Origin of the sequence: Nocardia arizonensis, assembly GCF_001310275.1 — a bacterium.
In the GTDB taxonomy this organism is placed as follows: Bacteria; Actinomycetota; Actinomycetes; order Mycobacteriales; family Mycobacteriaceae; genus Nocardia; species Nocardia arizonensis.
In genome coordinates this window covers 167,165-189,882 of record NZ_LGYZ01000027.1, presented here as the reverse complement: position 1 = coordinate 189,882, position 22,718 = coordinate 167,165, and the positions used below count along the sequence as shown (strand labels likewise).

Below are 22,718 nucleotides of genomic sequence, written 5' to 3'. Positions count from 1 at the left end.
AGACATGTGCGACACACTGTCAGCGTTCTTCACCGACAACCTGGGCGTACGGGATGTGAACATTCGAACAGTAGACGACCTCGGCTCGGCGATCTACGGCTCCGGGGTATGCTCCCTGGAAACCGATTCCGAAACTCTGGCACATGCGTCTATCTCACGGATCGACGGCGCCAGTACGAATTGGACGCCCGGACCGGCCATGAAGCCGATGAGCGGCACCTCGCAAGCAGCGTGGCTCTTCGACGGGCGCCCCTACGGACTGGTCGAGATCACCACGCTCGGCGACGATCGGCAGTGCGTCATCCAACTCCAAGAACAACAAGCACACACCCTCAGCGGCCCTCTCATCCTGACCGACACCCAACTGCACGACGTCGCCGAGCTCTGCGTCGAGCTGACGCAATACCTCAAAAAATAAGATCCCACCCGGGTTGGGTCACCCCGTGCGACCCAGCATCACCGCAATCGCAAACCCCAAACCGCCTCTACAGGCACCGAACAGCCTCTGCCACCATCCGTCGCATCAGCGAACTCCCCGCCCCGCCCGCATCCGAGAACTCGGCCACCGCTGCGGATTGGCCGGCTCTACAACGCACAGGTACAGCTGAACAGACACTGCCGACCGGCGCCGCCAAGGCCGGCGACGGCAGCCTGCGGAACAGCGTGCCGTAGGCCACCTGCAGCTCCATGCGCGCCAAGGTCCGGCCAAGGCACTGGTGCGGACCGAACGCGAATGCGAGGTGGTTTCTGGCATTTCGGCGGATATCGAGGACATCGGGATCGCCGGGGAACGCTCGCGGATCCCGGTTGGCCGTCTCGATCGCCAGGATCAGCCCCTCGCCCGCCTCGACGCGAACATCGCCGATTTCGATGTCCGCCAACGCGACTCGCCGGCGACCGTGGTGCACCACGGTCAGGAATCTGAGCAGTTCCTCCACGGCGCTGTCGATGACGGCGGGATCGTCGCTATCACGCAGCACCGCAGCAACCGCAGCCTGTTCCGGGTTGGCCAGCAGCAGCGCGGTGGTCACGCCTTTGCCCAACTCCATACGCTCGACACGATAGCATTCACCAGTACCCTGGGCGAGGTGGTGGCTGTGTCAGGACTCAACTCGTTGCCGCATGAACATCTCGCGTCCGGGAAGGGGAGGGCGAATGACGCCGGCACCGAGCTTGCTCTGGGGGGCTGCGTCGAATCGGCCGTCCGCACAGCCCGATCCTGCGATGGTCCGCGACCTGAATCTCGATCGTGTCTTCGCCGCGATCACGGGGCCCGCGACGAGTGACTCGATCGATGATCTGCTGAGAGCGCCGCTGCTGCACAGCGAGGACGTCGAGTATCGGCAAGAAGTCTTCGAGGATCTCTCGTCACCGCCCCTTCGCGCACAACTCGAGGCGTTTTCTCGGTCTATGGGTGACATCCGACGCCAACTCGCCGAGCTGTCGACCGTCCACCATGCGATCCTCCGTAGCCGGCGGCGCTTGGACGTTCTGTATTCGTACTGCCGGACCGTCCGTTCGGTGCACCGGGAGACTCCAGACCGAACTGGTCGCCATCGACAAGACACTTGAACTCGCCACCGACCGGACGCTCATCATTCTCAGCGAGAGCTTCAGTTCAACCACGACCGCCGACGCTCGGCGTATCGGGGAACAGATCTTGCGGAAGATATCGGAAAGAAAATCGATCGCGCTGTTCGTGACGTTCATCGATGAGCTGTCCAGGATGGAGAGCGTGGTCAGCATGGTGGCCGGTGTCGGCGACGATCCGATGCTCCGTACCTTCAGACTGGAGCGGAAGCCGGCGGACGGCCGAGCTTACGCGGTGGCGCTGGCCCATCAATTCGACCTCTCCTACGAGGCCATTGCCCGGAGAGTGCCGCGGTGAAGGTGAATCTACTCGGGCCGGATGGGTGGAACCATGCTCAGGTCGTGGAAAACGGTAAAGCGGTCGCCGACGATCTCGAGCTGTCGATCGTGTACGCGGCGATGGCGGGCGGTGACAAGTTCCTGCGCACCGTGGCCGCCGACCTGGTGACCAGGTCCTTGGTCGATCCGACTGTCATCACCTACCGGCAGCGGGTGGTGATGGACAGTTGCGCGAATCCCGATGTCGTTCGGGAGCTCTACGCCATTGTGAACGAAGCCGCCGAATTGCGGCGCTGGACGGCCGGACGCGACAGAGGCGCACGTGGAAAGCTGTACCTGTCTCTCGAGCCTCTCACCAAGCTGATCGGTTTCTTACGCCTACTGCGCACCAAACTCACGCCGAATCTGTCACGTTTCAAGTCGGAGGGCTTCATCGGATTCACGGAAGCGGTAGCAGGCACATTCGGGGAAGAATATCTGTCGGAAGTCGAGCGGTATATCGACGCCATGGAATTCGAACACGGCTTCGAGATCAGTGCGGAGCTCGGGCCGAACGGTGGGATCGCCAACCCGGTATTGCATGAACCACCGAGCCGATCTCCGCGCCGGAAATCCGTCTTCGCCCCACGGGACCGGCACACCGTAGAGATTTCCGCGACCGACGAGAGTGCGAAGAAGTTCATCTGGCGACTCGTCGGAACAAGCCTCGATCGCGTCGCCGACGTGGTCTCCCATGTGACCGAGGCGCTGGCCGGCTTTTTTCACGCCGCGCGTACCGAACTCGCCTTCCTCGTCGGTTGCGTCAATCTCCACGAGCGCCTGCGCACCGGTGGATATCCCGTGTGCTTTCCGCGACCGCTGCCCTCGGGCAGCCCGGCATCCTACAGTTTTCGCTCCCTGCGGGACCCAGCGCTCTGTTTGTCGGCCCGATCGCCGATCGAGGGGAACTCGATCGAGGGCAAGGGGCGACTCCTGACGGTCATCACTGGCGCCAACAGCGGTGGGAAGTCGACCTTCCTCCGCAGTCTCGGCACGGCCCAGCTGATGATGCAAGCGGGCATGTTCGTTGTCTCGGAAGCCTTCGAGGCCGACATCCGAACGGGAGTCTTCACCCACTTTCGCATCCAAGACGATTCTTCGATGACCTACGGCAGGTTGAAGGAGGAACTGGTGCGGATGCGGGACCTCACCGGCCGGATCGAGTCGGGTTCCATGGTGCTGTGGAACGAACCGTTCGCCTCGACGAGCGAGCGGGAAGCCACCGAGATCCTGACGCCGATCACCGAGGCGCTGGTCGACGCGGGCGTGAAAGTGATTGTGGTGACCCATCTCTACGATTTCGCGTCCATGCGGGCGGAGCGCCGGCGAACGACCGACCTGTTCCTGTGCGCCCAGCGTCGTTCCGACGGTTCGAGAACCTTTCGCCTGGAGGCAGGCCTACCCGGGATGACGAGCCACGCCATGGACATCTATCAGCGCGTCTTCGGCCGCGACCGCGCGTAGCTCACCGCCCGCGAAGTTCGAACCAGCACCCCGCCACTATCTGACCGAGACGACACGGCGGGAGGCGCGGTATCCGCCCCTGACTCAGCCGAACTGCGAGACGAGGCGACGGCAGGGCCGGGGCCGCGAGTTCCCGTCAGCCAGGACGCCCACACCGCGATCACGCTCTGCCCGTGAGTGATACAGAGTTGGACGAGGCATTCGGCACCGCTACCCGGACGGCGATCGAAGCGGCGTGGACGTCGTGGGGTCGCCTCGATCAGGACGTCATCGCACCGTTGATCAATCCGGCCTTCATGGGCGGACCTGCTTGGCCCGGTCTGCGTCAGGCGTATTCGATCACTCGACGCACCGACGCGCTCCTGCTGGCCAGCAGCGGTCTTGCCGACCCGACCACGTGGGACGACGACGACGCCACCAACGGCTTCAAGGTCGAGATGTATGCGATCGCCTCCGATCTGCCCGTCGACAGCGACACGACGACCGTGGCGGGGTTGCTCGGCACGCAGGTCACCACCATGGTCAAAACTCGAGACGAGCGTGACGGACAATTCGACATGGCCGTCGGGGAAGGACCAGAGAACACTGCGACCATTTCCTGCCAGCGCCGGCGCACGACGTCGAGCACTGTCTTGATGCATGGGTACACGCCAGGAATTGACCTTCATCTCGGGAACCGACCGATGCGCGGCTTGGTGGTATCCCGCGCACGGCACCAGACAGCCTGCTCCGGTGATCGTGATGGCACACGGCCTGTCCGGAACGCGCCGTGACCGGCTCGGCGCCTTCGCCGAGCGCTTCGCCGCCGCAGGCTACGCCGCACTCGTGTTCGACCACCGCGGGTTCGGCGACAGCGAGGGCGAACCCGACCTGTTCGTCCCGGCCCGTCAACTCGAGGACTGGTCCGCGGCGATCGCTTACGCTCGCACACGCCCCGACGTCGATCCGTTGCGTGTCGTCACCTTCGGCTCCTCGATGGGTGGCGGCAACGCGTTGGCCGCCGCGGCCGCAGATCCCCGGATCGCTGCGGCGATCAGCCAAGTACCTTTTCTCGATATCGTTTCCCAGGCATACCGCGGGTCGTTCACGGTGCGGATGCGCACATTGCTCACCGCGGTGAAAGGGGGATATCTGCCCGCGGTCGGACAACCACACCAAGCGGCGTTCATCAACGCACCCGACAGCGAGGACGGCTGGCGGCATGTCGTCGCAATTGGCGAAGACTCCCGATGGCGTAACCGGGTCAGCGCCCGCTGGCTACTCGGACGACCGTTTCGCCCCATCCGCGCCGCACGTGGACTGCATTGCCCGTGGCTGGTCTGTGTCGGCGAACAAGACCAAGTCGCCGCACCCGGCCCGGCCATCCGAGCCGCTCGGAATGCGCCGCACGCGGAACTCCACACCTACCCAGGCGTCGATCATTTCGACATCTACGACGGCCCCCAACACGAACTCGTGGTTGCCGACCAGATCGCCTTCCTCCACCGCCATGTGGGCACACAACACAAGCCGTAGGTGGTTTCGGTTCCCAGCGGCGGGCAGGGCGGTCGTGCAGGCCGATCATCTGGTGGATGGCTTCGAGATGTCGCGTGTCGTGCCTGCCCGATACAGTGACAGCCTCGGACGGGCATCAGTGCGCGTCCTTGTCGAAAGAGGATTTCGTGTCTCGCACTTTGGTTTTGGGCGCGTTGTTGACAGCCGGTGCTGCAGCTGCCGTGCTCTCGGCACCGACGGCTGCGGCGTGGCCCGCGGACGACGCCCGGCTCGCCGCCTGCGATTTCGCCCGGGAGGTCGGCACCTACGATCACGCCGCGCTGGACGGCTACTTCGAGCGCGTTCTGGCGCGCAGCACCGGTGCGTTCGCCGAGGAACTCGCCGGAGCGGCGCCGGAACTTCGTCAAGCCATGCAGCAGGCGCAGGTGCGTGCGTGGGTCGAATGGGCCGAATGCGGCTCGGTCCGCGGTGACCTGCTGCGCCAGACGGTTCTGATCACCATGACCCAGGTGCGGGCCAATGCGAACAGCCCCGAGCCCCAGCCCCAGCACATCAGCATGACCGCCACGGTCGACAACGTCCTCGGCCGCTGGCTGGTCAGCGAGCTCGAGTCGCCGCTGCCGTAGCAGTCCATCGCGCGACGCCCGCCCGTTCACCGCGGCGCCGATTCGATCGCGGTGGCGAAGGCCGCCCGCAGCGCCTCGACGTATCGGGCGACGGAGTCGTGGGCGACGGTGGTATCGGGATAGATGGCGCTCAAAGTGGTCGTGCCGGGCAATCGGTTGATCCAGATGAGCACTTCCTCGGAGGCGGCGCGGTTGCCGTATATGCCGCCGCGCACGATGTCGAAGTATTCGTTGCCCGCGAAGTCGCGGGCGTCGACGAACGAGATCATCGGGGCGGACCAGTCGGGCGGTACGTCGAATCCCAGGTCGGGCGGCAGCAATTCGACGACGCGGTGGAACGAGACGGCCGTCAGTTGCAGACCGCTGTCGTAGGCGCGCTGGGCACTGCGCACGAGTCGGGTGAATCCGGTGGACCGGCCGACCGGGAAGGCGACCGGGATGAGGGTGGCGTACCAGCCGACGGAGATCAACTCCGCCACCGATCCGCGAGTGCTGATCGGTGTCATGCCGAAGTAGTAGTCGCGTCCGGCGAGGTCGCGCTCGGCCATCGCCGCCACCGCGAAGACACCGCCGGTGAAGGCGGAACCCGCTTCGGCGCAGACCTTCTCGAATCGCAGCGCCTCGGACTCGTCGAGCAGCGGCACGGTCAGGTGGGCGCTGCGGGTGTAGCCGTCGGCGGCGGTGCCCAATTCCAGCGGGAACGACGGCAGCCGACCGTCGTTGCCGCGCACCAGTTCCACCCATCGCCGCACGCCCGGGGAGTTCAGTGTGAGGCGGGCGGTGGACGCGCGCTCGCGGGCGCAGTAGTCCAGGTGGCTCGCGGGTTTCGGCAGCGCGCCACCGCCGGCGTCGATCTCGGCCAGATACAGGTTTGCGAGCTCGAAACACGAGATATATTGCGCCACACCGTCGGTGTGCAGGTGGTCGACCGCGAGATACACGGTGGCGCTGTCGGCGTGCTCGATCACGCCGAAGGTGAAGCAGTCCCAGTGGAACGGGCCCGGCGTGTGCTCCTGGACGTGTGTGCGGATCGCGGCGGCGTCGTCCATCGGGCCGTGGTCGGTGGGCACGAATTCCACCGCTTCGGCATCGATCACGTGCCGCACGACCCGGCCCGATCCGAGAGCGAACCAACTGCGGAAGGTGTCGTGACGGGTCAGGAAGGTGTTCACCGCGCGCGTCATGGCGGCACGGTCGAGGATCGCGGGTACCTCGGCGGTGACCACGCACAGGCCCGAATACCGGAAATCCGCGTCCGCGTGCCGGTGCGCGGCGGCGAGGTAGATCTCCTGTTGATGCGACGGCGGAGTCGGATGCTCGGGCGCGAGCGCGGCGAGGGCCCGCGAGCGGGCCGAGGCGGACCAGCTCACCAACCGTCCCGGCGCGGGCCGCCATTCCTCGATGAGACCGAAATCGACCACGGTGATGTCCTCTGTTCAGTGCCGGGGTGCGAAGGGCAGCGCGTCGACCCGTCGCGGTTCGGGCAGCGCGAAGGTGGCGATGGCCAGCAGCGCCGCCACCACCGCGATGGCGGCCATCATCGTCACCGTGCCGGTGACCGTGTGCGACCGGAAGAACACCGCGCTCAATGCCGCCAGACCGACCGCGTTGCCGATCTGTTCGACGGTCGGCAGCACCCCGGACGCCTCGGCCATGCGCGTGTCGTCCAATCCGGCGAGCATGATCGGCTGCAACTGCACGCCGAACAGGCCGACGCCGAATCCGCAGGCGAGTACCGGCCCGATCGCCACCCGGGCGTCGACCTGTCCGTCGGTGATCCACAGGTAGCAGGCACCGGCGGCGATACATCCGCCGAACAGCGCCATGCCGAAGGCGACGGCGGCTATTCCCCACCGCCGCAACATCACTGGCGACAGCAGCGCACCGGCCCCCGCCCCGAGCGCGAACGGGGTCATGGCCAGTCCGGTGCGCAACGCCGACCATCTCAGGACGTCCTGCATGGCGATCGACATCGCGAAGACGAAGGCGGTGAACAGTCCGAAGAAGACCGCAACCACGATCGATCCGACGCGGAATGCCCTGTCCGCGAACAGGTCCGTCCGCACCAGCGGTGTTCCGCCGCGCCGCACCAGCGCGCGCTCGTATGCCAGGAACGCCGCGCCGAGTCCGCAGGCCAGGACCATCACCGCGAGCGGTTCGAGTCGCCATCCCCGTTGCTGCACATCGGTGAGGGCGAACAGCAGCAGGAACAGCGCGGCGGTCGACAGCGCCACCCCCACCGGATGCAGACGCTGGTCGGTGGCCGTGCGGCCGATGTGCAGACTGCGCGTCGCCAAGGCCAGAGCCGCCGCGCCCAGCGGCACGTTCATCAGGAAGATCGCGTGCCAACCCCAGCCGAACGGATTCACGCCGATCACCACACCGCCGAGCAGCGGACCGAGCATGCCCGCGAATCCGGCGGTGGCGCCGTAGAGCGCGAACACCAGCGAATGCCGCTGCCGGGGAAAGATCGCGGTGAGGATCGCGATGGTCTGCGCCGCGATCCCCGCGCCCGCGACGCCCTGGACGACGCGGGCGACAACGAGTTCGACCGCCGAGGAGGCGGTACCGCACCACACGGAGGCGGCGGTGAAGGCGAGCACCGCGCCGAGGAACATCGCGCGCCTGCCGAGCAGGGCACCCAGGCGGGCGGCGGGCAGCAGCGCGCAGGCGAAGGCCAGGGAGTACCCGGAGATCACCAGCACCTGCTGCGAACCCGACGCGCCCAGGTCTCGGGTGAGGCTCGGCAGGGCCACATTCACGATTGTCACGTCGATCATCTGCATGAAGACCGCGATGAGGCACCCCGCGAACGCCGACCACGCCGCGCGCTCACCGGTCACGAACTCGCCTCGGCGGGTTCCGGCGCGACCGCGTCGGAGGCCGTCGTGACCGGTGCGGCCACGCGCCGGTCCTCGGTCGCGAGGATCATCTCGGCGACCTTCGGACCCGCCTGCTCCAGACTGAACGAGCGCCCCATCTGCAACGACATCAGGTCGACACCGAGCGATTTGGTCACGCGCGCACCGAGTTCCACCGCCATGAGCGAATCCAGGCCGAGTTCGGGAACCGGCACGGTCAGGTCGATGGAGTCCGCGGCGACCCCCATGACCACCGCCAGTTCCTCGGCCATCATCCGCGCCACGGCCTGTCCGCGTTTGCCTTCCTCCAGTGCGGCCAGTTCGGTCCTGAGTTTGGTCAGCGCCGAATTGTCTCGCACCGACGCCGTGACCAGCGCGCCGAGCCGGCCGGTGCGGGCCAGCTGCGGGAACGCGGCGGTCAGCGCGGACCAGTCGGTGGGGATGATCGCCGCGCGGGTCACACCCAGCCGCAGCGTCTGCTCCAGATAGGCGGTGCCGTCGGCCATGTCGATGGGCGCGAAGCCCGCGACCCGGAGGTATTTCGCGACCTTCTCGTCGGCGGCCATGCCGCCGGTCGCTCCCGACATGTGCCCCCAGCCGATGCACACCGTGCGCAGACCCTCGCGCGACCACTGCTCGGCCAGCGCCTCGACCGCGAGATTGGCCGCGCTGTAGTTGTATTGGCCGAAGATACCGAACATCGACCCGCCGGAGGAGTAGAGCACAAACATGTCCGGATCGATGCCGGCGTCGGCGACCGCGCGCCGCAGCACCCGGGCCCCGTGCACCTTCGGCCGGTAGACCCGGGTCAGCTGGTCGAAGTCCATATCCTCGATGCGGCTGTCCGCCACCGCGCCCGCGGCGTGGAAGACACCGCGCAGGGGATGTCCCTCGGCATGTGCGCGGGCGATGATCGCGGTCATCGCCTCGGCGTCGGCGACATCCGCGCGTTCCTCGACGATCTCGACGCCGGCGGCCCGCCAGGCGTCGAGCCGGCGCCGTGCCGCGATGTCGGCGGCGCCGCCGCGACCGACCAGGACGAGCCTGCGCGCGCCCTTGGCCGTCAGCCAGCGACCGGTCGCCAGTCCGAAGCCGCCGAAGCCGCCGGTGATGAGATAGGTTGCCGCCGAATCGATCTCTACCTCGGGCAGGGTCGGGCGGACCGGCGTGGACGGGGAGCACATGTCGATGGCGACCCGACCGATGCGGGTCGAGCGCACGACCTCGTCGAATGCCTTGGCGACCTCGTGGGTTTCGAACAGTTCGTAGGGCAGTGCGGTGTAGACGCCGTCGCCGATCCTGCCGTATACGCGGGCCAGCAGTTCGGCCAGTTGCTCGGGTCGCACGGCGCACATGCGATCGAGGTCGACCGAGAAGTACGACAGGTTCTTGTCGAAGTTGGCCAGTTCGAGCAGGCCGCCGGTGTAGACGTCGGCCTTGCCGATCTCGACGATGCGCCCGAATTCGGTGACCGCCTTGAAGTTCTGGCGCAGGATCTCCCCCGGCGCGGTGCTCACGATGACGTCGACGCCGCGGCCGTCGGTGAGTCCGAGGACGTCGTCGGCGAAGTTCAGCGACCGGGAGTTCAGGGCGTGATCGGCGCCGAGCGCGAGAATATGCGCCCGGCGTTGCTCGGTGCTCGCGGTGCCGATGATCCGCGCGCCCGCGGCCTTGGCGACCTGGACTGCCGCCGATCCGACGCCGCCCGCCGCGCCGTGGATGAGCACGGTTTCCCCCGGTTGTATTCGCGCCAGGTCGGTGAGCGCGTATTCGGCGGTGCCGAAAGATGTCGTACTGGTGCACTGTCCGGGTTCGATACCGGCGGGCAGCGGGATGAGCCGGTGCCGGTCGACCAGCCGATAGCGGCCCATCATGGCGCGGGTGGCTACGGCGACCAGTGTGCCGACGGCGAGGTCGGTCACGCCCTCGCCGAGCCGCACCACCTCACCGACGCCCTCCATCCCCGGATCGGTGCCGAAGAAGGTCTCCGACAGTTCCCGTTCGCCGAGCAGACCCATCACCTTGAGCGGATCCTTGTAGTTCAAGCCGATGACCCGCATCCTGACCTCGACCTCACCGGGTCCGGGATCGCGGCGTGCGCAGCGCCGCCAGGACAGGCCCGACAGCAGCCGGGTGCGCGGCATCTCGAGTTCGAAGTTCACCTCCGGGTCGGTGATCGATTCCACCGCTTCCAACTGTTCGATGCGTTCACCCAGCGGCGCGGTGACGACCGGCACCCAGCGCTGTCCGCCGCGCAGCAGTACCTCGTCGGCGTTGTCGTGGGAGAAGGCGCCGGGCACCGACAGTTCGGCGACCAGATCCGCCACCGCGGTGTCGGCGTCCACGTCGACCAGCCGCCACCGCAGCCGGGTCTGCTCGTTGAGCAGCACGCGCCGACCGCCCGCCAGTGCCGCCTGGGCGGCGTCGGGAACGATCGCACTGTCGGGCAGGGTGAAAGCGCCTTCGGTGATCAGGCTGACGTGGCACAGTGCCGCCTCCGGGCCGGCGGGGACGGCGGACGCGGTGGCCGATTCCTCGAAGGCGTCCACGGTGACGGCGATGCGTTTGAGGGTCCACAGATCGGCCAGATCGTCTCCGCCGCCGGCCGCGACCACGCAGATGTGCACCCGTTCCCGTCCCGAATCCGCGGCCGCCCGCAAGGATTCGGTCAGCGTCGACTCGAGGTCGTCGTCGCGCCACAGCGTCAGACGCGCGCCCGGTACCGCGGCGGCCAGTTCCCGCGCGCGGTCGAGTCCGGGCGCGCCGAGCGCGACGACGACGGTTGCGGCGGGCGCGGCGGCGGTGAGCGCGACCGGGTCGACCGGGTCGGTCCGCCGCATGGTGTCGGCGTAGTAGAAGTCCGCCATGCGGTGCAGCGGACTCTGGCCCGGTGTGAGCGCGCCGAGTTGGACGCCGACCAGACGAAGCACGAGGAGGCCGTCCGCGTCGAGCAGATCGACGTCCGCGCGCAGACGCGCGGATCGGTCCCGGCGCGCGAGGACCGTGACGGTCGGCGGCAGCGAGCCGAACAGTCGCGTCGAGGCCACCGCGACCGGCACCACCGGACCTTCGGCGACACCGTCGGCGGCGAACAGCAGCGCGACGGTCTGCATGGCGGCGTCCACGACGGCGGGGTGCGCGAGGTGCCCGGAGTCGGCGGCGATCGACGCGTCGACGGTCGCGACCACGGTGTCGGCGTCGGCGCGCACCGAGGTCACGCGCTGGAAGGTCGGTCCGTAGCGCAGTCCGCGCGCGGCCAGCGCGCCGTAGAACAGCTCGGGCTCGAATTCCACGGCCGAATCCAGTTGTGGCACTTCGACCTTCGTCGTCTCGTAACTGCCGGTGAGCAAACGGCCGGTGGCGTGCACGGTCCACACCGATCCGGTGGCGCTACGCGAGCGCAGCAGGAATCGGCCGCTGGCGTCCTCGACGCCGAACACGACGATCGGCACGTCCGGCGCGCCCATCACCAGCGGCGCCACGAACCGGACCTGTTCGAGCGCGACGCGTGTCGAGGCCGTCCGGCTGGCGGCCGCGCTCAGGGCGGCGTCCAGGTATGCCGCGCCCGGCATGATGCGGGCGCCGCCGATCACGTGGTCGACCAGCCACGGCAACGTCTCGGTGCCGACCTGGAGCAGCCATTCCGAGCGACCCTCCCCGTCGGGATCGCCGAGCATGGCGTAGGAATCCGGCGTGCCGAGCCGGGCCTGTTCGAACAGCGGCAGCGGCGCGTGCAGGCGGGTTCGCTGCCAGGGGTAGCGCGGCAGCGGCACGTGCGGGGTCGGCCGGTCGGCCGGAAACAGCGCCGCGATATCCAGGGCGCCCGCGGCGTAGAGGCCGATGATCGTGCGGCACATGCCGACCGCGTCGGGCAGACCGCGATCGAGGGTGGGCACGGTGGTGCCGTTGACATCCGCGCCGAGCAGCAGTTCGCGCACATTGCCCGACAGCACCGGATGGGGGCCGACCTCGAGGAACACCCGGCTGCCCGCGCCGATCAGGGCGCCGATCGTATCGGCGAATCGCACCGGACGGCGCACATTGGCGCACCAGTAGTCGGCGTCCCAGTTCGCCTCGGTCACCAGGTCGCCGGTGACCGTCGACCACAGCGGCAGCGACGGCGTGCGCGGCGCGAGTCCGGCCAGCGCCGTGCGCAATTCGTCCAGAATCGGGTCCATCAGACCGCTGTGATAGGGCACCTCGACACGCAGCCGTCGCGCGAAGACGCCTTCCTCGGTGAGCCTTTCGGCGATCTCGTCGAGTCGGCCCTGCTCGCCCGCGAGGGTGAGCGAGGCGGCGCTGTTGACCGCGGCGATATCCACCGACGGGTCCTCGCCGATCAGTTCACGCGCCCGCGCCACGGTGATACCCGCGGCGAGCATCCCGCCCGATCCCGCGGTGGTCGCCTGCAAGCGGGAACGGTGATAGGCGACCAGCACCGCGTCCTCGAGCGACAGCATTCCCGAGACGTAGGCCGCGGCGACCTCGCCCACGCTGTGTCCGACGACCGCGGCGGCGACGATGCCGCGCTCGGCCAGTTCCGCCGCAAGCGCGACCTGGAGCAGGAAGTTCGCCGGCTGTGCGACCTCGGTCGCGGTGACACGCGACTCGTCCTCGGGCCGCGACATCTCCGCGACGATCGACCACCCGGCGATCTCCCGGAACGCGGCGTCGACCCGTTCGGCGGTGCGCGCGAACGCACCGCCCGCCGCGAGCAGGTCGCGGCCCATGCCCCACCACTGCGGTCCCATACCGGAGAAGACGAACACCGGTTCGGCCATTCGGCCCGCCACCACCCGCACGGCCTCGCGGCCCTCACCGTCGGCGATGGCGCGCAGCGCGGTGAGCGGGTCGCCCTCGAGCGGAACTCCGAGCCGGAACGAGTGGTGCGCGCCGCGGGTCCACAGCGCCCGCGCCAGCGTCGCGGGCTCCGCGCCCCCGTCGAGGAGGTCGGCGATCCGGCCCGCCATCGCCCGCACGGCCGACGCGCTGCGCGCGCTGACCGGCAGCACGCCAAGATGGCGCGGCTCGTCCGTGGACCCGACGGGACGCGACCGGAATTCGGCCAGTACCGCGTGCGCGTTGGTTCCGCCGTAGCCGAAGCCGTTGACCGCGATCGTCATCGGGTCGGCGGCGGGGTCGAGCGGTTCGGCCTCGAGTTGGACGTGCAGGCCGAGATCGTCGAAGGGGATATCCGGATTCGGCCGGTCGAACCATCCCTGCGGCGGAATGGTCCGGTGCCGGATGGCCAATGCCGATTTGATGACGCTCGCGATACCCGCGGCAGCCTCGGTATGTCCGAGAGTCGCCTTCAGCGAGCCGACGCCGAGCGAGTCCGGGCGTCCGCTCGCACGACCGTAGACCGCGCCGAGTGCGCGCAATTCGATCGGGTCGCCGACAAGTGTTCCGGTACCGTGCGCCTCGACGTAGGTGATGTGGCGTCCCTCGGGCAGATCGGCGCGGCGCAGGACCTCGCGCGCCAGCGCCTCCTGCGAGTCGCCGTTGGGCACGGTGATAGCGGTGGTGCGGCCGTCCTGGTTGGCCCCGGTCGCCTTGACCACCGCGTACACCCGGTCGCCGTCGCGTTCGGCGTCGACCAGGCGTTTGAGCGCCACCATGCCGCCGCCCTCACCGCGGCCGTAGCCGTCCCCGGCGGCGTCGAAGGATTTGCAGCGGCCGTCGGCAGCCAGGAAGCCGCCCTTGCACATCATGACGAAGGTCTCGGGCTGGAGCATGACGTTCACCCCGCCCGCGAGGGCGAGTTCGCAGTCGCCCCGGGTCAGCGACTGACAGGCCAGATCGAGGGCGACCAGCGAGGAGGAGCAGGCGGTGTCGACCGTGAGCGCCGGACCGATCAGATCCAGCGCGTAGGCGATGCGATTGGACAGCATCGTGTAGGAGGCGCTGGCCGCGGTGTGCATATCCGCGTAGGCCAGCGCGGGGCCGACGACACCGACGACGGACTGGTCGACAATGAATCCGCCGACGTACACCCCCACCGACCGGCCCGCCGCCGAGCCCGCGACACCGGCGTCCTCGAGCGCCTCCCACGAGACCTCGAGCAGCAGCCGCTGTTGCGGGTCCATGACCGTGGCCTCGCGCGGCGAGATGCCGAAGAAGTCGGGATCGAACTCCCACGGGTCCGCGGTGAGGAACGCACCGCGCTTGGTGTAGCTGCGGCCCGGTGTGCGCTTGTCGGGATCGTAGTAGCGGCGGTAGTCCCACCGGCTCGCCGGAATATCCACCACCGCATCCCTTTTGCCCAGCACGAACTGCCAGAAGGTCTCCGGCGATTCGATTCCCCCGGCGAAACGACAGCCGATTCCGACGATCGCGATGTCAGACATCGAACTCCTCCGAACTCCCATGCGCCCCAGACGCGTTCCTGTGCCGATCCGGTTCGCCACGCGCCCCGGATCGCCCTTCACTGCCCATCCGCCAGGGCCGGGCCGATCACCCGCCACGAGTCGTGCAGATCGTCCTGCCAATAGCGCCACGAATGCGTGCCGGTCGGACGTAGCACGACCGTGGCCGCGATATCGATGGCACGCAATCGATCTCGTAGTTCGCGGGTGCATATCGCGGTCACCGCTTCCAGCGGCGCCCCGAAGAGCAACTGATAGGCGAGCTGCGCCCCGGACCCGCCCGCACCGGCCACCGTGTCGTACGGACCGGGCAGTCCCGAACCCGTCGACACGTAGATCGCGGTGCCGCGCAACATGTCGGCATGCAGATAGGGATCATTGGCCGCCCAGGCCGGATCCGTGGGCGGCCCCCACATGTTCATCACATTGCCGCGTCGTCCGCCCACGACGGCGCCGACGATCGCCTGCCCCTGCGGATCGCTGGTGCGCACACATCCCGAGTACGAACCGATCGCGCGATACAGACCCGGTGCGGCCAAGGCCAATTGGAATACCGAGGTGCCGGCCATGGAGATACCCGCCACCGCATTCGCCCCCGACCCGCCGAACTCCGCGTCGATGATCGGCGGCAGTTCGCGGGTGAGGAAGGTGGTCCAGCGCTGGCGACCCAGCACCGGGTCGTCGACGCGCCAATCGGTGAAATAGCTGCTCGCACCGCCGAAGGGGACCACGATGTTGACCTGCTCGTCGCGGAAGAACTCCGCCACGTCGGTGCGGTCGAGCCAACTCCCGTCGCTGATACCGCCGTTAGCCCCGTTGAGCAGGTACAACGTCGGCGCCCGACGATCCGGGTCGGGTGCGCGCAGCACGCGCACCCGAATCACGGAGTTCATCGCCGCCGAGTAGATTCCCATGTTCAGCGAGCGTTCGGATTCGGCACGCACATCGGCGATTCGGGTGCCGGAACTCGCGGGTTCGGCCATCGCCACACCGCCGCGCCACGGGCCCAGCGCTATCACGAGGACCGCCACCGCGGCGCGCAGAAGTGGGCGAGATGCCGACATCGCACTCCGATCCCGAGAAGGCGCACCGGTCGGTCCGTCGACGCCGACGCCGCCGACCGACACGCTGAGAATGATCGAATTCGATGCGAGTCAACAACATCTACCCGTCGGCGATCCAGGCATGTCACCTGACCTTGTGCCGGCTAACAAAGGCGGCGCAGCCGATTTGGGGCCGCTCGCAGACACCCCGCTACGGTCTGGTTTCCCACCTACCCGGAGTTACCCTGTCCGACAACACATCTCCGGACGGAAGGTGCGCCAGATGGGATCGACCAGCTCACCATGGTGCGGGGGAATTGCCCGAATCATGGTGGCCCTATCGATCTTCGGCGCATGTCCGGGCACGTCGCACGCTGATCCGGCGGTCCCCGTGCCGACGCGGGCCCACCTCATCGACCGCGCGCCCGGCCCGGGGCGCGAGCTGCGGCTGACCCTCCACTCCGCGGCGATGGATCACGAGGTCACCGTGCGCGTCCTGCCCGCGGCCGATCCGAGCGCCCCGGCGCCCACCCTCTATCTGCTCAACGGCGTCGACGGCGGCGCGGACGGGAACTGGCTCAACAGGACCGATGTCGCCGAGTTCTTCCGTGACCGGCAGGTCACCGTCGTGGTTCCCTTCGGCGGGGCAGGCAGCTACTTCACCGACTGGCGCGCCGACGATCCGGTGCTGGGTCGCCAGCGCTGGACCACCTTCCTCACCCGCGAACTGCCCCCGATCGTGGACTCGGCCTTCCACGGCAACGGACACAACGCCGTCGTCGGCATCTCCATGGGCGCGACCGCGGTCCTGCAAACCGCCCTCGCCGCGCCCGGACTGTATCGCGCGGTCGGTTCGCTGTCGGGCTGCGCGCGCGTCAGCGATCCACTCGGCCGCGCGGTGGTCGACGCGATCGTCGCCGGGCACGGCGGCGACCCGGACAATATGTGGGGCGATCCGTCCGATCCCGCGTGGACCGCCAACGATCCCTACGTGCGCGCCGAGAACCTGCGCGGCACCGCGCTCTATCTCTCCGCCGGGACCGGACTGCCCGGCGACCGCGACACTCCCGGCGACCCGACCCTTCCCGACCCCGCCGCCTATGTCGACCGGGTCGCGCTCGGCGGCGGACTGGAGGCCATCGCCGCGCACTGCACCCGGCAATTCGGCGAGCGCCTCGCCGAACTCGGTATACCGGCGACCGTCTCGCTGCGTCCCGCGGGCACCCACTCGTGGCCGTACTGGGAACAGGATCTGCACGCGGCGTGGCGGCTGTTCGAGCCGGTGCTCGACGCGCCGTAACACATGTCCGTCATCACGTTCGCCGGAACATACGACCTCCTCGAACAACCCCTACGGGACAAGCGCCGCGAGCGCCGTTCGTAGCAGCGGGACGGCGTCATCCGCGCCGAGGCGTAGTGCGATATTCGCGCCCTTCAGCAGCGCGTCGATCTGGAAAACCCTCGCGTCGATCTCCGTGCTGCCCGCTACCGGCTCGACCGAGGACGCTCGCAGTTGCCGCGCGAGGGTTGCCAACCAGGCGCGGTGCTGGAGCAGCAGCAGGTCGCGGATCGGACCCGGGTGGCTGTCGAACTCCGGCAGGTTGGCACTCCAGAAACATCCGCCGGGAAACAGCGGCCGCTCGGCGTAGTCGATCCAGCGGTCGATCAGGGCCCGCAGACGGGCCATTCCCTCGGGCGCGTTCACGGCCGGTTCAATGACCTCGTCGACGAATACCTCGCCCGCCGTCCGCGCCGTGGCGAGTTGCAGATTCTCCTTCGTACGGAACAGCGTCTGGATTCCGGCCTTGCTGATCTCGAGTTCGTCGGCGAGGCGACCGAAACTGATTCCGCCGAGTCCGTCCACCGAGGCGATATCTACGGCGTGGCGGGTGATGATGCCGCGCGAGCGCGCACCGCGCCGCAGTCTGCCGTCGCCCGGTCCGGCCGACTCGGCGGTGCTCACAGTACCTGCTCGACATGGTAGGCGACCCCGCCGTCGACCAGGTATCCCGTTCCGACACAGACGATGTCGTTGAGCCAGCCGTAGCGGGTCGAACCGGTCTCGAACAGCGGTGCGGTACGGAAGTATCCGCGCTCCGGGTCGATCGAGCGGACCCACCGGCCCTGATAGGTCATGTGCACCAATTCCTCGTCGTCGGTGCGCAGCGTGAGCCGCACATCGAGCAGCATGGTCCCATCCGGCCGGAACAGCGCCCAATCGCCCCCGCCCGTGACCACCGTGCCGCGCAGTCGCTCCCCCTCGAAGGATCCGCCCGCCGCCCGGAACAGCACCCTGCGCCCGAGGGGTCCCGCACCGAAGTCCAGTCGCGGTTCCAGATCGACGACGATATCGAAAAGTTCTGCGGTGTCGATCTTTTGGGCGGTACGAATTCGAGCGTCCATGTCACGCGGTCCCCCAGCAGACCAAGCTCACACCGTCGTCGGCGTGTCCCGTCAACTCGACCCGGCAGTCCGGGAAGGTCGCCGAGAACAGCCGCAAGGCCCGCTCGTTCTGCTCGATCCCGCACGCGGTGATGCCGAACGCCGGCGTCTCCAGCACCATATCCGAACACATCAACGCCAATGCCGCGGGCACATCCCCCGCGCTCTCGGCCACGGCCAACTCCTGCGCCAACTCGAACATCCGACGACCATCCATCAGTGCACCCCTCGATCACTGGGCAAGTCGGGTGTCATCACCCACCCAAACAATACATACGATCGTATGTAATAACAATCCTCGGTCACCCGGAATTCGCGAACCGCCCCTTCGCCTCCGACGGACCGATCATTCGACTGTCGACCCATAACGCCGTACCAGCTCTTGGACCTCGTCGTATCCGATTGCCGCGGAGGGTTTCCCACCCTCGCGCACGCCGACCGCGCAGCGGACGGCCGCGGCGAGGGCCGCGCGATGCAGCAGCGATCCGGTACTGACGCGCCGGACACCCCACCGCGCCAGTTCGTGGACCGGTCGTTGGGCCAGCACGTTCACCGGCACCGGGACGGCGGCGACCGCCGCCGCTATCTCCCGGTCGGCGACCATATTCGGCACGAAGATGCCGTCCGCCCCCGCGTCGACGTAGCGCGTGGCACGCGCCAGGGTCGTCTCACGGGACACGCCGAGCCAATAGGTGTCGATACGGGCGTTGACGAACAGACCGGGCGCGCCGTCCTTCAATCCGGTGACGATCCGCGCGTGCTCGGCGGGATCACCCGCCGCGTCCTCGACGTTCACCCCGGCGATGCCGATCTCCCATAGTTCGGCCGCCAGCTCGCGCGGGTCGACGCCGAATCCGGATTCGATGTCGACCGTCACCGGAACCGGCAACCGCGCGAGCCGGCGGGCCAGCGCGAGGGTTTCGACGCGAGTCGCCCCCGCGGCGTCGGCGACACCGTGGGAGGCGGCGATGCCGAGACTGGTCGTGCCAATGGCGGGGAATCCGGCGTCGACCAACGCGGCGGCGGTGGCGAAATCCCAGGCATTGGGCAGTACCAGCGGGTCCGGCCCGTCGTGCAGGCGATGGAATCGTCCGCGCGCCAACGCCGTCGCGTGTGCCCGCCCCGGACAGGCGTGTCGTCCCCGGCCGAACGGGCGCCCGGTCAGATCGACATCCACCGTCGAGCCGTCCTCGGCGATCCGGCGGGTCGCCGGAACGGGTGGATTGCGGCCCTCGATGAGCGCAGCGGTCGCGTCGCACGCCTGCACAAGCAGGCCGATACGGTTGGCGGTCGTTTCGTCGGCGACACCGCCGAACGCGGTGACCAGTCGCGCCACGGCCGCGTCGGCGTCGTCGGTGATCGGCAGGTGCGGCTGATAGCAGGCGGCCACGGCCCGAACGTCGGACAGCGATACCGTCACTCCCATCGCCTCGGCCAGCGCGAGGACGTGGTGCCCGTCGGCGCGGCGCAAGCGCTCGAGGTCGATGCGGGACAACTCCGCCTCGACCAGCGCCCGTCGGCGCGTATGGGCTGCGCCCTCACTGAAGCGAACGACGTTGGCGCGCAACCAGGCAACGCCGTGAGCGGCGTCGGGCACCGCCGGAACAGGAAGTTCGAACATGGCGGTGACGGTATCCCCGAAACGGTTCGGCGACGGCCGAAGTGTCGGCGCGCGACAATGACGGCATGTCCGCACGGGAACTGGCCGAGCTGGCGGCGCTGCTGTCCGACCGCAGCCGCGCCCAACTGTGTCTGTGCCTGCTCGACGGTCGCGCCTGGACCGCCGTCGAACTCGCCGCCGCGGCGTCCATCGCGCCGTCCACCGCCAGCGAACACCTGTCCCGTCTCGTGGACGGCGGACTGCTGGTCGAACAGCGCCGGGGCAGACACCGCTACCTCCGCTTGGCTGGCCCGCGGGCCGCAGACCTTCTCGAAGCCATGCTCGGTTACCTCGGACCGACCCGGCCCGCGCCCACACTGCGCGCCGCCACCAGCGCCGCGGCCCACGCCCGCGCGCGGACCTGCTACGACCACCTCGCGGGCCGACTCGGTGTCGCCATCGCCGACGCGATGCGCGCCCGCGATCTGCTCACCGACGACTTCGCGCTCACCGACGCGGGCGCCGAGTGGCTGGCGATCCAGATGCCCGCCGATGCGGCCCACCGATCGGCACGCCCCCTCACCCGTCCGTGTCCGGACTGGACCGAGCGCCGATATCACCTCGCGGGTGCCGCCGGAGCGCGCATCTGCGCGCAGCTCTTCACCCGCGAATGGATCCGCCGCACAGGCAGCGGCCGCGCGGTCGCGGTCACCCCCGCGGGGCACACCGCCCTGCGCGAACTCCTCGGCATGGACACCGAGCTCTGATCATCCACCTGCCGCTCTTCACTGCCTACCGCTTCTCTTCGACGGACACATCGGTAGCACGGTCACGCACCTCACAGTCACCGAACAAGAACGTGTTCTAGCCTGCGGCAGCCGCCTTCGAAGCCCAGCAACGACACACGGCCCAGTCCGACTACCCGCCCCGTGCCGAAGTCCACGTCTTCCCCCGCTGCGGCCACTGGGTCATGCTCGAAGCGAAGAACGCCTTCGAAAGCGTCACTCTCGAATTCCTCCGGCGGCACATCGGGTAGTGACAGTTCCCCCGCTGGATCGCCCCCCGCAGCGGAATCGGATGCACCACCGGCGCATCTTCCGGTCCCGGTCTCGCTCTCATCGAGCAGGTTTCGGGCGACGAGTCCGAGTTCGACTTGCGGTGTCGGCGGGGCCGGCCGGTGCGGGTGCCGCGGAATCGGCACCCGCTACAGTGCCCGCCGGCACGACCATCGCCGCGGAAGCCGCAGCACTTCGGAGTCACCGACCTGGCGGGATTCGCCATTTCGGCTGAAGGCCCCGCGGTCAGGGGTAGGTGTAGGGGACACCGTCGCTGCTGCCCACGGCATTGATGACGGTGACGTCGACTGTGCCGGGGACATGCAGAGGGCTGGTTGTGGTGATTTGCGAGTCGGACACAACGGTGAACGACGGCACTGTCACACCGCCGAAGAACACTCCGGTCGCGCCGGTGAACCCTACGCCTCCCAGCGCTACCGATGTTCCGGGTGGCCCCGAGTTCGGGCTCGAGGAATCCAGCTGCGGGCGATACGAATAGAGCAGCGGGTTGCTGGTCCCACCTGCGGTGATGACACGGACACTGATTGTGATATTTCCGGCGCGAGCAGAAGCGACCGCGGTGATCTGCGTGTCGGAATCGACCGTGAACGACGTTGCCGGGGTGCCGCCGAAGGAAACCGTCGTCGCCCCGGTGAAGTGTGTGCCTGTCAGCACAACCGAATCGCCACCCGCGGCCGAACCCGTTCCCGGGATGAGTAGGAACAGGATCGGCGCCGCGACGAACGTGAACGGGACACTGTTGCTGTCGCCGTTCGGTGTTCTGACGCTGACCTGGACCGTTCCCGCGGACGTTGGCAGCGTGGTCACCGTGATCTGTGTGTCGGAGTCGACCGTGAACGTCGGACGAGCGCTGTTGAAGGAAACCCCGGTCGCCCCGGTGAACCCAGCACCCGTGATTGTCACTGTCGTCCCACCGCTCGTGGGTCCCTGCGCGGGATTGATCGAGGTGATCGATACATAGGTGTAGGTCAACGGGTTACTGCCACCGCCCGGGGTGGTGACCGTGATGGCGACCACGCCTGTGCCGGCGGGAGCCGTGGCCCTGACCTGCGTATCCGACACCACCGTGAACGACGTCGCCGCCGTCGTCCCGAACGACACGGCGGTCGTTCCGGTCAGATTCGTGCCGGTCAAAGTGACGATGTTGCCGCCAGCGGCGCGGCCGACACTCGGGCTCCGCCCGGTCAGGATTGGCGCGGGGACGTAGGTGTAGGGGCGACCGGCTGTGGTGCCGCCGGGGGTCGTGATGGTGACCTGCACCGTCCCGGTACCCGCCGGAGCGATAACCGTGATCTGCGTTGCGGAGACCACCGTGAACGACACCGCCGCAACCCCACCGAAACTCACCACCGACGCACCGGTGAGATCGGTGCCGGTCAGAATGACGGTGTTGCCACCGGTGGCCGGGCCCGCGTTCGGGGTGACGGCGCCCAGCGTGGGCGCTGCGACATAGCTATAGAGGATGCCGTTGCTGGTGCCGCCCGGGCTGGTGACCGTGACACCGACCGACCCGAGACCTCCCGCCGGAGCGATCGCGGTGACCTGCGTATCCGACACCACCGTGAACGAACTCGCCAGGATGCCACCGAAACTGACCGTGGTGACGCGGGTGAATCCGGTTCCGGTCAACGTGACGGTGTTACCACCGGTGATCGGGCCTTGGTTCGGGGTGAGTGCCGTGAGTGTCGGCACCGGCAGATACGTGTAGGGGCGGCCCGCCGAGACACCACCCGGAGTCACCACCGTGACCTGCACCGTGCCCACACCCGCCGGGACTATCGCCGTGATCTGCGTTGCGGAGACCACTGTGAACGACACCGCCGGAGTCCCACCGAAACT

Annotated in this window: 18 protein-coding genes; 8 read left to right on the top strand and 10 right to left on the bottom strand. The window is 68.3% G+C overall.

All coding sequences use genetic code 11. From position 1 onward, the window contains the following. The first annotated feature begins 4 nt into the window (after positions 1 to 4). Entirely contained in the window at positions 5 to 418 is a 414-nt protein-coding gene (locus APZ21_RS04840) for a hypothetical protein (RefSeq protein WP_054811979.1), read from the top strand. Positions 419 to 485: 67 nt separating this feature from the next. Here APZ21_RS04840 and APZ21_RS04835 read toward each other — a convergent pair whose 3' ends face one another. Beyond that, positions 486 to 1,049: a cytochrome P450 gene (locus APZ21_RS04835; RefSeq protein ID WP_054811978.1), complete on the bottom strand. Its 564-nt coding sequence runs from the start codon at positions 1,047 to 1,049 to the stop codon at positions 486 to 488. A gap of 365 nt (positions 1,050 to 1,414) precedes the next feature. Here APZ21_RS04835 and APZ21_RS04830 point away from each other — a divergent pair, with 365 nt between their 5' ends. The 5 genes from APZ21_RS04830 to APZ21_RS04810 all read left to right on the top strand — a co-directional run bounded on the left by APZ21_RS04830 (position 1,415) and on the right by APZ21_RS04810 (position 5,492). After that, positions 1,415 to 1,888 carry a P-loop NTPase family protein gene (locus APZ21_RS04830; RefSeq protein ID WP_156370664.1) on the top strand — a complete coding sequence of 158 codons (474 nt, stop codon included), beginning with the start codon at positions 1,415 to 1,417 and terminating at the stop codon, positions 1,886 to 1,888. A gap of 131 nt (positions 1,889 to 2,019) precedes the next feature. Then, entirely contained in the window at positions 2,020 to 3,372 is a 1,353-nt protein-coding gene (locus APZ21_RS04825) for a MutS-related protein (RefSeq protein WP_169812050.1), read from the top strand. 173 nt (positions 3,373 to 3,545) lie between these two features. Further along, positions 3,546 to 4,145: a hypothetical protein gene (locus APZ21_RS35425; protein ID WP_239476489.1), complete on the top strand. Its 600-nt coding sequence runs from the start codon at positions 3,546 to 3,548 to the stop codon at positions 4,143 to 4,145. After that, a complete protein-coding gene (locus tag APZ21_RS04815; protein WP_054811974.1) occupies positions 4,114 to 4,887 on the top strand; it encodes an alpha/beta hydrolase in 774 nt (257 codons plus the stop codon). Before APZ21_RS35425 ends, APZ21_RS04815 begins: the two co-directional genes overlap by 32 nt. A 200-nt stretch (positions 4,888 to 5,087) precedes the next feature. Then, on the top strand, positions 5,088 to 5,492 hold the full coding sequence (locus APZ21_RS04810; RefSeq protein ID WP_054811973.1) for a hypothetical protein: 405 nt from the start codon (positions 5,088 to 5,090) through the stop codon (positions 5,490 to 5,492). Between the two features lie 26 nt (positions 5,493 to 5,518). Here APZ21_RS04810 and APZ21_RS04805 read toward each other — a convergent pair whose 3' ends face one another. The 4 genes from APZ21_RS04805 to APZ21_RS04790 form a co-directional block, all read right to left on the bottom strand. After that, positions 5,519 to 6,913: a condensation domain-containing protein gene (locus APZ21_RS04805; protein ID WP_054811972.1), complete on the bottom strand. Its 1,395-nt coding sequence runs from the start codon at positions 6,911 to 6,913 to the stop codon at positions 5,519 to 5,521. A gap of 15 nt (positions 6,914 to 6,928) precedes the next feature. Continuing rightward, the gene (locus tag APZ21_RS04800) at positions 6,929 to 8,335 is read right to left on the bottom strand and encodes an MFS transporter (protein ID WP_054811971.1); all 1,407 of its coding nucleotides are present in this window, start codon (positions 8,333 to 8,335) and stop codon (positions 6,929 to 6,931) included. Beyond that, complete coding sequence (locus APZ21_RS04795; protein ID WP_054811970.1) at positions 8,332 to 14,700, bottom strand: type I polyketide synthase; 6,369 nt, start codon at positions 14,698 to 14,700, stop codon at positions 8,332 to 8,334. Before APZ21_RS04795 ends, APZ21_RS04800 begins: the two co-directional genes overlap by 4 nt. Positions 14,701 to 14,777: 77 nt before the next feature. After that, entirely contained in the window at positions 14,778 to 15,782 is a 1,005-nt protein-coding gene (locus APZ21_RS04790) for an alpha/beta hydrolase (RefSeq protein ID WP_054812045.1), read from the bottom strand. Between the two features lie 307 nt (positions 15,783 to 16,089). Here APZ21_RS04790 and APZ21_RS04785 point away from each other — a divergent pair, with 307 nt between their 5' ends. Beyond that, complete coding sequence (locus APZ21_RS04785) at positions 16,090 to 17,061, top strand: alpha/beta hydrolase (RefSeq protein ID WP_239476488.1); 972 nt, start codon at positions 16,090 to 16,092, stop codon at positions 17,059 to 17,061. Positions 17,062 to 17,112: 51 nt separating this feature from the next. On the opposite strand, the gene APZ21_RS33690 is transcribed toward APZ21_RS04785, so the two are convergent. From APZ21_RS33690 to APZ21_RS04765, 4 genes are all read right to left on the bottom strand, one after another. Further along, positions 17,113 to 17,724, bottom strand: a complete 612-nt coding sequence (locus tag APZ21_RS33690; RefSeq protein ID WP_054811968.1) for a TetR/AcrR family transcriptional regulator — start codon at positions 17,722 to 17,724, stop codon at positions 17,113 to 17,115. Further along, positions 17,721 to 18,164 carry a DUF3237 domain-containing protein gene (locus APZ21_RS04775; protein WP_054811967.1) on the bottom strand — a complete coding sequence of 148 codons (444 nt, stop codon included), beginning with the start codon at positions 18,162 to 18,164 and terminating at the stop codon, positions 17,721 to 17,723. Before APZ21_RS04775 ends, APZ21_RS33690 begins: the two co-directional genes overlap by 4 nt. A 1-nt stretch (position 18,165) precedes the next feature. Then, positions 18,166 to 18,405: a nuclear transport factor 2-like protein gene (locus APZ21_RS04770; RefSeq protein WP_054811966.1), complete on the bottom strand. Its 240-nt coding sequence runs from the start codon at positions 18,403 to 18,405 to the stop codon at positions 18,166 to 18,168. 144 nt (positions 18,406 to 18,549) lie between these two features. Further along, positions 18,550 to 19,824: an isocitrate lyase/PEP mutase family protein gene (locus APZ21_RS04765; RefSeq protein ID WP_054811965.1), complete on the bottom strand. Its 1,275-nt coding sequence runs from the start codon at positions 19,822 to 19,824 to the stop codon at positions 18,550 to 18,552. A gap of 65 nt (positions 19,825 to 19,889) precedes the next feature. On the opposite strand from APZ21_RS04765, the gene APZ21_RS04760 reads away from it, so the two are divergent. Continuing rightward, a complete protein-coding gene (locus tag APZ21_RS04760) occupies positions 19,890 to 20,570 on the top strand; it encodes an ArsR/SmtB family transcription factor (protein ID WP_054812044.1) in 681 nt (226 codons plus the stop codon). 534 nt (positions 20,571 to 21,104) lie between these two features. Here APZ21_RS04760 and APZ21_RS04755 read toward each other — a convergent pair. Continuing rightward, positions 21,105 to 22,697, bottom strand: a complete 1,593-nt coding sequence (locus tag APZ21_RS04755; protein ID WP_156516411.1) for a beta strand repeat-containing protein — start codon at positions 22,695 to 22,697, stop codon at positions 21,105 to 21,107. Positions 22,698 to 22,718: the final 21 nt, after the last annotated feature.